A 9,605-nucleotide genomic window follows, 5' to 3' on the forward strand; every position below is an offset into this window, starting at 1 on the left:
GGCGGAACGGGCCGGGGACTGCCGCCGCGACCGGTACCGCCGGGCGGACGCTGACCTCCGTTGCGCCCCACATATCCCGGCGCTCCCGCCGCCGCCTGCGTGCGCACGCCGACCGCCTTGGTACCCACCGCGCCCAGTGCGGCTGCTCCCAGCAGCACCGCTCCGGTGGCGCCCAGGCCGGATCCACCGCTGCCGGCGATCGCCACCGCCGGGGTGACCAGCCGCATCAGCGCCGGCAGGACGAAGGCGACACTGCACAGCAGTACGATCGCGACCAGCATCCGCTGCGCCTGGTCGGCGTCCGGCAGACCCGAGGTCGGAGTCGTCGAGTTGGTGTCACCGGCGGTGACGAAGGCGATCATGTAGACGATCGCGGCCACCGGTTTCCACAGCATGAACGCGATGATCCAGCCGATCAGCTTCGGATACGCCTGGCGGCCGGTACTGGTGCCCGACGCCGCCGCGGCCAGCGGCAACACACCCGCGGCCACCACCAGCATGCCCTGGCGCACGATGGCCAGCACGATCTGCGCCAGCGCGCCGAGCAGGCCGACGATCGCGATGATCAGCACCAGGCCGGGCGAAAAGGCTTGCAGCTTGGAGGTTTTCACCATCAACTCGGCGAGGCTGCGAGCATTGCCGTTGGTGGCGTCCTCGATCACCCACTGCGAGAAGCGGTCCGAGGCCTGCGTACCCGCGACCACCACCGCACCCAGCATCCAGGAGCTGAAGACCACGCGGGCGAACATCCGGAACGATTCCGCGGCCTCGCTCAGTGCCGCACCGCGTCTGGCTTCGGCGAGTCTGGCGCCGGACAGGATCACCGACACGATCAGCAGCAGAATCTGCGCTTGATAGGTGTAGTCGTTGATCTTCTGGAACAGCGCTCCTCCGTCGCTGATGCGATCGTTGGGCACCTTCATCCAGAAGGTGAGCGCCAGGATCAGCGCCTCGCCCAGACCGTTCATCAACGAGTCGACCACCTTGCCGAAGGTGGAATCCCACGCCTTGTCCTTCACCGCGTTCGCGGCGTCACCGGGATGGGTGGCGGCGTTGCCGGCCTTGCACGCCGCGGAGGCGGCGTCGCCGAGCGATACGCCGGGCAAGCCCAGACCGTCGAGATCGTCGTGAATCTCGTTACAGGTCTGGTCGAATCCGTAGGTCTGCCCGTAGGCCACCGTCGGGGTCGCGATCATGACGGTGAACACGACCGCGAGGATCGTGACGATGCGCCTCACCATGAGATCCACTCCTCGATGCGTCGCAGGGAATCGATCCGGACCATCGGCTGACTCTCGTGCCTTTCTCGAAATCGCTGTGCTCACCATCGAGTCCACCCCTGCAGGGTGTCGATGTATTCACTCGGCGTGGCTCTGGTGTCGGTGGGTTTGAGTCGCCAATCCCCGTTGTCCCACACCATGATCAGCCGGATCGCCGCCCACACCTGTTTGCCGTCGTTGTTCGGCCCGCGGGCGGCCAGCCGCACGATCGCCATATCGTCGGCGTAGTTCTCGATCTGGAACGCGTCGGGTGCGACAAGGTACTTGGTGATCCGCGCCGGCTGCTGATCGGGCAGCTTGCCGTCACCGCGCGCCTTGTCGTAGGCCGCGATCTGCTGGGCCGAGACCCGCACCTGGCGCACGTACAGATCCCGGTCGCCGGGCCGCGCGTTGAGCCGATAGGTGATCTGCGCCGCCGCCAATGCCGCCCCCTGCGGTGTGTGGGAATAGCCGACGGCCAGCCCCTTGTCGTCGATCCGGGTCGGACCGTCGCTGGTGGAGAACGGCACCGAGGCGCCGTAGACCCGCTGCCAGCCGCGCGGTTCGGTGGTGCCGGCGGGTGCCGCTGTCAGCCAGTCCGAATCCGACGAGCTGTGCTGCTGCGCGGAATTCTGCGGAAGCGGTTGTCCCGCAGGGTTGTTGGGAATATCGACCCGCCGACCGAACAGATCCGTATCGGGTCCGGCGAATCCGGTCGCGCCCGAGCCCGCGACGGGCGAGGGCGGCGGATCCGCTTTCCGGGCGCCGGAAGAGGAGGTGTCGCGGCCGACGTAGACGAAGACGCCGACGATCACGATCAGGGCGATCACGGCAGCGGAGACGATGACGCCGAAGGAGACGCCGCTGCGCTCGTCGTAGGTGTCCTTGTTACTCATACCGTCACCTCCCGTCGCAGGTCGTCGTCGAATGTCGTTTCGTCGAATGTTGTTGTCGCCGTGGTGTCGTCGGCGTGCATACGGAAATCTGTCACCGGCTCACGCAGGAAGCAGGGTCAATGCGATCGCACTCGCCGAACTGGCCACGATGGCGCCGAGCAGGCTCATCACGATGCCGTGCGAGGCGTCGTTGACGGCCATGTCGTCGCGCATCGCCGACCACAGCCGGCCCGCGGAGATGATCATCCAGGCCAGGCACAGCAACAGCACGCACCACAGTAACCAGTTGATCAGTTGCATGATCGGTTCGATCACGTCCGCGGGCATCTGCTTGTAGGCCAGCACGATCGCGGCGCCCCTCACGATCCGATGACTGCGTTCATGATCGTGCCCGCACTGGTGGCGACGATGCCGCCGATCATGGCGCCCGCCACCATCTTCGGCGATTCCAGGCCGCCACCGGTCCACTTCTCCCAGGCGAAGCGGCCACCGGCGTAGGTGATGCCCAAGATGCCCGACAGCAGCACGAACCACGTGAAGTAGCGCACCAGTTTCATGAGCTTGTCGGCGGCCGGCGGCGTCTCGGGTGTCGGATTCCCGACCTGAGCGAGAACAACGCCGTACGTCTCGTGTACAGCGGCCAGGATGGTACTCATCGAGCGTCCTTCTCAATAGGTGATCGGAATACAAAGCCGGGTACCGGAGGTACACCGTCGGAAACAGCTGTCGGCGTGTTCGCGGCAGCACAACGTCCGGGCACGATCATCGTTGCTCCTCCTGTTGCGAACCGGCGCCGACCGTCTCCCGCACGAGGTCGACGATGCTCATTCCCAGCGCGTCCACCTCGTGCGGAACTTCTTGCAGCGGATCGAGTTTGCGTTTGCGCTGCTGTGGCGGCGGGTCGCTGGGCGACCACACCGGCAGCTGATCGGGTTCGACCAGCGTCCACTCCTCGATCCAGGGCATCTGCCACACCTCCCCGGCCAATGCGCCGACCACATCGCGGTAGCGCCGGATCTCGGCCGGGATCCGGCCCGGGCGCGCGGCCACGGTCACCAGGCCCAGCACCTCGCTCGGCCCCGCGAGCCCGGCCCGGTGCTGGCGCAGCAGATCATGGGCGCGGGTCAGCCCGGCGATGGTCTCGCGGGCGACCAGCACCACGAAAGGTGATTCGCGTTCGAACACACCGGGCCAGCGCCGGTGCGAATCCGCCGCAGGCGCAAGCACATGCGCGAGGGTACTGGCTCCGGCGCCGCCGTGCACCCCCAGCAACCACACCAGCGGCGCACGTCCGGCGCCCGGTACCGGACGGTCCCAGATGGGTGCGCGACGAGACTCCGCCGGTGCGACAACGCCTGCCGCAGGCGGGTTTTCGGAAGAGCGAGGTTCCTTCATGGCCGCGGTCATGATGCCATCCCGCTGAGCAGCCGCCGGTACGCCCTCCGGGTTTCGGCATCGAGTGCGTTGTGGCGCACCAGCTCTCCGCGCGCCAGGTGGGTGTCGTACGGGATCTCGCGGATGTCGCGCACCCAGCCGGTGAGGTGTTCGCGCAGATGGTCGGCCACCCGAGAGTTGTTGCCGGGCAATTGATGTGAGATCACGATGGTGGTGTCACCCACGATGCCGCCACCCTGCCCCTCGGCGTGACCGCCGAATTCGTCGTCGAGCCATTCCAGCGTGACCCGCAAACGATTGGCGGCGTCGGCACGCGCCGGAATCGACAGCACCAGAGCCACTTCCGCGTCCTCGAGCAGCGGCCGCAGCTGACGGGCGGCGATCGGGCTGCCGCCGTCGTACACCGGCGTGTACCCGGCGTCGGCGACGGCCCGGGCCACCGTCAGATACGTGGCGCGGCGGCGCAACGGGGAGGCGTCGCGCCACAGCAGGCCGATACCGGAGCTCGCTTGCGAGAGACATTCCTTCAGCGGCGCCGGTTCGTCGTCACCGCGGCCGTACAGCCACTGCTGCAGACTGATCGGGCTCAGATGTTCGTCGGCGCCGCGCAGGGCCAGATCGCTGCCGGCCACGGTGGCGTCGACGGCGACGGCCGCCGCCTCCGCGCCCAGTTCACCCGCGAGTCCCAGTGCGGTGGTGGTGGTTCCGGCGCCACCGCAGCCGCCAACGACCAGGATCGGACGCGGCAGGCCGCCGCCCTCGCCGTCGTCACGCCGCCCCTTGCGTAACCGGACCACCGGCGCCCGTCCACGCGGTCGCGAGCCCGCCGCGACGTCCGCGTCGGACGTCTCGTCGAGCCATCGGCTCCAGTCCTGTCCCATCTCAGCTCTCCTCTTACCCGGCCGTGATGCCCGTGATCAGGGTGCGGCCGCCGACCACCGCGGTGGTCACCAACTGCTTGTCGTAGGTGGCGGGGGCCGCGCCCGGCCGCCGTTCGGTCACCTCCACCGAATACCTGTTGTCGTCCACAGTGACCACCCGCACGCAATAGTCGGTGCCCAGCGGCACCGAGGCGATGCCGCGCTGGATCACCGGCGCCGGCGAGACCGCCGCATCCGGCGCCACCACCTCGCGCGCACGCTCGGCCGAGCGTTCGACGTAGAAGGCGTGCTGGAACCACATGATCGCGTCCGGCCCGGAATCGGTGCCGCCGACCTCGGCGCCGCGCACCACGCGCGCGGACCGTTCGGTCGGGCAATGCCCGGCCGAACCCACCCGCGGGCCGGAATCGGCGCCGAACGCCGAGGTGAGCCGCAGCATCGGCGCGTCGTCACCCACGGCCGGGCGCGCCGGCAGCGGCGCCACCGACTGTTTTCCGTCGTGACCGGAGCGCAGCACGTACAGGGCGAAACCGCCTGCGGCGACCAGCAATAACAGGGCTACCGCGAGGACGAGCGCGACCCGCAGCCGGCTCGGGCGGATGTAGTCGCGCAGGGCCGGTGAGGCCGGGCCGGGGGCGCGGCGCACGATCCGGCCGGCGGCGCCGTCGCCGTGTTCGCGCCGGGGCGGCAGAATCCACTCGGGAGTGTCCACATCGTCGCGCTCGTCCGCGTCGTCGCCCGGTGAGCGCGCCCCGGATCCCTCCGCATCGTCGCCGTCGGCACCGGCCGGGCGGGTCCGGCGGCGGCCACGAGCCCGGCCGTCGCCGGTCTCGGCGTCGCGGGGCAGGCGCAGTACCTCACCCTCGTGGACCGGGTAGTCGTCGTCCGGCCCGGGTGCGTGGCTGCCGACCCAGTCGGTCCAGCCCCCGACGAATTCGCTGCGCCGGGTGGCCGGTTCGTCGGCGAACGGAATGTCGAACGGCTCGGGCTCGGTGTCACGGATGTAGTGCGGGTACCGCGCCGCTCCAGGTTCCGCCTCGTCGTCGACGGCGTCGGATTCTCCCGGCGCGGCCGCGGGAACGGCATGTTCGGGTTCCAGCGCCGGGAACCACCGTTGGACTTCTTTGTACGGCTTCAACATTCCCTCATCCCCGCGGAGCCGGGCACGTCGTGCAGCATCGTCGGACCCTCTCGGCGATCAGTTCGTGGAGAACGGGTGGTTGTTGTCAGCGGTACCGCCATGGGACGTCGCCAACGGCACACCACCGGGTGCGGCGTCACCGAGGCCCTTCCCGAACGGAAATTGTCCCGTACCCGACGAATTCGGCGAACTCGACGCGCCGTCCGAGGCCGCCGAGATTCGGGCAATACCACATCCAGGCAGGTCAACGGGTGTGAACGGGGGTATCTCGAACGCCGAATCGAGGGCCGGCGCGGATGTGGATGCGCGAAATCCGCAATGAGGACCCGACGCGACCGGTACGGTCGCCGCCGAGCATGTCAGCACGGTCAGCATGATCTGACCCCCTTTAAACCCGCTGTCTGCAACAGTTCTGAGGGTCGAGTGCCACTGCGACCCGTCCGGCGATCATCATGTGGATTCGAGTTGTCGCCGAACATCGCGCGCGCCCCGAAACGCAATAAACCGTAACAGAATCCGGCTCGGAGTGCAGGCCCCCGCCGGCGCGTGAGCACATCCTCGATCGCCGCCCGCGAACCTTCCTACCTGCGCGAAGGATTCGCCGCGGCCGGACCGGCCGACCGGCACCGAGAGTCGGTATGAGCCTCGGCAAATTTGCGGCGAATGCGCAATTCGCGCCCAGCGGAGGGCAACTCGCCGCCACTGCGGACAGCGGCCCGAAATGTGTTGCCGAACAATTGCCATTCGCCCGTAGCGCACATTCCGCCTATTCCGATACAGCCATCGCGGTTCCGCGGTCTCGCAGCGCCGTCACCACACCCCCTCGGATCGGCAGACCGGTCCCCGATGCCGGGCACCCGGTCGCGGACGGCAGACTGATCGGGTGAGCAACTTTCCCGTCGCCGCGGTCGTCTGCGCCTTCGTCGGCGCCCTGCTGTTCGCCGTGTCGGCGGTCGCCCAGCAACGCGCGGCGGCCGACGTGCCGGCCGGTGACGCGCTGGTAGCCCAGCTCGTTCGCAATCCGCGCTGGTGGGCCGGCATCATCGGCGACGCCGGCGGCTTCATCTTCCAGGTGGTGGCGCTCGCGCTGGGATCGGTCCTGATCGTGCAGCCGATCCTGGTGACGGCCCTGGTCTTCGCGTTGCCGCTGGCCGCGCACTACAGCCGCCGCCCGGTCTCGCCGGTCATGTGGGCACACGCGATCGCCCTCTCGGCCGCGCTGGCCTGTTTCCTCGTCGTCGGCGACCCCACCGAGGGCATCCCCGATGCGCCGTGGTCGACCTGGATGTGGCCGCTGGTGCTGGTTCTCGGCGTGGTCGCCGCCGCGGTCGTGGTGGCGGTGGTGGTCCGGGTGACCGGATTGCAGGCGCTCATGCTGGGAACCGCGGCCGGTCTGCTGTTCGGCGTCTCCGCCGCGCTCACCCAGCACGTCATCCATCTGTTCGGGCGTGGACTCGGCACGGCGCTCATCAGTTGGCAGCTGTACACCCTGGTTGCCGCGGGCATCGTGGGGCTCTATCTGCAACAGCGCGGCTACCAGGTCGGGGCGCTGTCGGCCTCGCTGCCGGCCTTCACCGTCGCCGAACCGCTCGGCGCGGCCTTCCTCGGCCTCACCGTGCTCGACGAGCGACTGCGGACCGGCACGATCGGCACGATCGTCGTCATCGCTTCCGTGCTGGTGATGTGCGTGGCCGCGGTACAGCTGTCGCGTGCCCAGGCGGAGCTGCCCCCGGCGGATCAGGCCGCCGAGGTCACCCGGTAGACGTCGTAGACGCCCTCCACATTGCGGACCACGTTCAGCAGATGACCCAGATGCTTCGGATCGCCCATCTCGAAGGTGAACTTGCTGATCGCCACCCGGTCACCGGAGGTCATCACCGACGCGGACAGGATGTTGACCTTCTCGTCGGCCAGCACCTTGGTCACATCCGACAGCAGCCGGGTGCGGTCCAGCGCCTCGATCTGAATCGCCACCAGGAAGACCGACGACGGCGAGGGCGCCCATTTGACCTCGATGATCCGTTCCTGTTGCGCGCGTAGCGAATCCGCGTTGGTGCAGTCGGTCCGGTGCACACTCACCGCGCCGCCGCGGGTCACGAAGCCCATGATCTCGTCGCCCGGCACCGGTGTACAACATTTGGCCAGCTTCGCGACCGTACCGGGAGCGCCGGGGATTTCGACCCCGGCATCGCCGATGGTGCGCTGCCGCGCCGGCAGCGTCGACGGCGTACTCCGTTCGGCCAGTTCGTTTTCCACGTCGCCGACGCCGCCGAGCTGCGCCATCAGGCGTTGCACGACGTGGTGCGCCGAGACCTGGTTCTCGCCCACCGCCGCGTACAGCGCGGAGATGTCGGCATAGTGCAGTTCGTGCGCCAATGCGGACATCGCGTCCACGCTCATCAGCCGCTGCAGCGGCAGACCGGAGCGGCGGACCTCCTTGGAGATCTGCTCCTTACCGGCCTCGAGCGCCTCCTCGCGGCGTTCCTTGGCGAACCACTGCCGGATCTTGGCCTTCGCCCGCGGCGACACCACGAAGTTCTGCCAGTCCCGGCTGGGACCGGCGTTCTGCGCCTTCGAGGTGAAGATCTCCACGACCTCACCGTTCTCCAGCTGCCGTTCCAGCGCCACCAACCGCCCGTTGACGCGCGCGCCGATGCAGCGATGGCCCACCTCGGTATGGACCGCGTAGGCGAAGTCGACGGGAGTCGACTCCTGCGGCAGCGTGATCACATCGCCCTTCGGCGTGAACACGAAGATCTCCGGGGATTTCAGGTCGAACCGCAGCGACTCCAGGAACTCGGCCGGATCCGCCGCCTCCCGCTGCCAGTCCAGCAGCTGCCGCATCCAGGCCATATCGTCGACCTCGGCGACGTCGCCGGAATGTTTGCCCTTGGTCTCCTTGTAGCGCCAGTGCGCGGCGATACCGAATTCGGCGGTGCGATGCATGTCCTGGGTACGGATCTGCACCTCCAGCGGTTTGCCGTCCGGGCCCACCACGGTGGTGTGCAGCGACTGGTAGACGCCGTAGCGCGGCTGGGCGATGTAGTCCTTGAACCGGCCCGCCATCGGCTGCCACAGCGAATGCACCACGCCGACGGCGGCGTAGCAGTCGCGCACCTCGTCGCACAGGATCCGGATGCCGACCAGGTCGTGGATGTCGTCGAAATCCTTACCCTTGACGATCATCTTCTGATAGATCGACCAGTAGTGCTTGGGCCGGCCCTCGACGATGGCGTTGATGCGGCTCGCCGCCAGCGTGTTCACGATCTCGGCCCGCACCCGCGCCAGGTAGGTGTCGCGCGACGGTGCGCGGTCGGCGACCAGCCGCACGATCTCGTCGTACTTCTTGGGGTGCAGGATCGCGAACGCCAGATCCTCGAGCTCCCATTTGACCGTGGCCATACCGAGCCGATGCGCCAGTGGCGCAATGACTTCCAGCGTTTCGCGCGCCTTCTTCGCCTGCTTCTCCGGCGGCAGGAAGCGCATGGTGCGCATATTGTGCAGCCGGTCGGCGACCTTGATCACCAGCACCCGGGGATCGCGGGCCATCGCGATGATCATCTTGCGGATCGTCTCGGCCTCCGCGGCCGCGCCGAGGTTGACCTTGTCCAGCTTGGTCACGCCGTCGACCAGATGCGCCACCTCGGATCCGAAATCCGCGGTCAGCTCGTCCAGCGAATAGCCGGTGTCCTCGACGGTGTCGTGCAGCAGAGCGGCCACCAGCGTGGTGGTGTCCATCCCCAGTTCGGCGAGGATGTTGGCCACCGCCAGTGGGTGGGTGATGTACGGGTCGCCCGACTTGCGGAACTGATGCGAATGCTTCTCGTCGGCCACGTCGAAGGCGCGCTGCAGCAACTGCAGATTCGCCTTGGGATACAGCTCCCGGTGCACGGTCGCCAGCGGCTCCAGCACCGGCTTGACCGCGGCGATACCCCGCTGCCCGGTCATCCGGCGGGCCAGCCGGGCCCGCACCCGGCGCGAGGCCGAACTCGGCACCGCCGCCGACGTACCCGGCTGCTTCATCGGCATGTTC

At 68.3% G+C, this 9,605-nt stretch carries 9 protein-coding genes; 1 reads left to right on the plus strand and 8 read right to left on the minus strand.

All coding sequences use genetic code 11. From position 1 onward, the window contains the following. The 7 genes from NN2_RS34915 to NN2_RS34945 all read right to left on the minus strand — a co-directional run. A partial coding sequence (locus NN2_RS34915; protein ID WP_063019481.1) for a hypothetical protein occupies window positions 1-1,241 on the minus strand: 1,241 nt, incomplete at its 3' end. A gap of 80 nt (window positions 1,242-1,321) precedes the next feature. Then, window positions 1,322-2,155 carry a DUF8175 domain-containg protein gene (locus NN2_RS34920; RefSeq protein ID WP_063019475.1) on the minus strand — a complete coding sequence of 278 codons (834 nt, stop codon included), beginning with the start codon at window positions 2,153-2,155 and terminating at the stop codon, window positions 1,322-1,324. A gap of 99 nt (window positions 2,156-2,254) precedes the next feature. Next, a complete protein-coding gene (locus tag NN2_RS34925) occupies window positions 2,255-2,518 on the minus strand; it encodes a hypothetical protein (protein ID WP_308248237.1) in 264 nt (87 codons plus the stop codon). Beyond that, window positions 2,515-2,811 carry a hypothetical protein gene (locus tag NN2_RS34930; protein ID WP_030513931.1) on the minus strand — a complete coding sequence of 99 codons (297 nt, stop codon included), beginning with the start codon at window positions 2,809-2,811 and terminating at the stop codon, window positions 2,515-2,517. The genes NN2_RS34925 and NN2_RS34930 overlap by 4 nt, the downstream gene beginning before the upstream one ends. A gap of 106 nt (window positions 2,812-2,917) precedes the next feature. Next, complete coding sequence (locus tag NN2_RS34935) at window positions 2,918-3,382, minus strand: hypothetical protein (protein ID WP_227463131.1); 465 nt, start codon at window positions 3,380-3,382, stop codon at window positions 2,918-2,920. Window positions 3,383-3,558: 176 nt separating this feature from the next. After that, the gene (locus tag NN2_RS34940; protein WP_030513929.1) at window positions 3,559-4,431 is read right to left on the minus strand and encodes a hypothetical protein; all 873 of its coding nucleotides are present in this window, start codon (window positions 4,429-4,431) and stop codon (window positions 3,559-3,561) included. A gap of 13 nt (window positions 4,432-4,444) precedes the next feature. Next, entirely contained in the window at window positions 4,445-5,572 is a 1,128-nt protein-coding gene (locus NN2_RS34945; RefSeq protein ID WP_063019477.1) for a DUF8176 domain-containing protein, read from the minus strand. 883 nt (window positions 5,573-6,455) lie between these two features. Here NN2_RS34945 and NN2_RS34950 point away from each other — a divergent pair. Beyond that, a complete protein-coding gene (locus NN2_RS34950) occupies window positions 6,456-7,334 on the plus strand; it encodes a DMT family transporter (protein WP_063019479.1) in 879 nt (292 codons plus the stop codon). On the opposite strand, the gene NN2_RS34955 is transcribed toward NN2_RS34950, so the two are convergent. Continuing rightward, window positions 7,310-9,601 carry a RelA/SpoT family protein gene (locus NN2_RS34955; RefSeq protein ID WP_063910965.1) on the minus strand — a complete coding sequence of 764 codons (2,292 nt, stop codon included), beginning with the start codon at window positions 9,599-9,601 and terminating at the stop codon, window positions 7,310-7,312. The genes NN2_RS34950 and NN2_RS34955 overlap by 25 nt on opposite strands. Window positions 9,602-9,605 lie beyond the last annotated feature (4 nt).

The sequence above is a fragment of the Nocardia nova NBRC 15556 genome, assembly GCF_001613005.1.
Classification (GTDB): Bacteria; Actinomycetota; Actinomycetes; order Mycobacteriales; family Mycobacteriaceae; genus Nocardia; species Nocardia nova.

Bases quoted from the DNA above. Each gene is read 5' to 3' on its own strand.
- NN2_RS34955 (WP_063910965.1), bottom strand. From the start codon at position 9,601: ATGCCGATGAAGCAGCCGGGTACGTCGGCGGCGGTGCCGAGTTCGGCC.
- NN2_RS34930 (WP_030513931.1), bottom strand. From the start codon at position 2,811: ATGAGTACCATCCTGGCCGCTGTACACGAGACGTACGGCGTTGTTCTC.
- NN2_RS34945 (WP_063019477.1), bottom strand. From the start codon at position 5,572: ATGTTGAAGCCGTACAAAGAAGTCCAACGGTGGTTCCCGGCGCTGGAA.
- NN2_RS34940 (WP_030513929.1), bottom strand. From the start codon at position 4,431: ATGGGACAGGACTGGAGCCGATGGCTCGACGAGACGTCCGACGCGGAC.
- NN2_RS34920 (WP_063019475.1), bottom strand. From the start codon at position 2,155: ATGAGTAACAAGGACACCTACGACGAGCGCAGCGGCGTCTCCTTCGGC.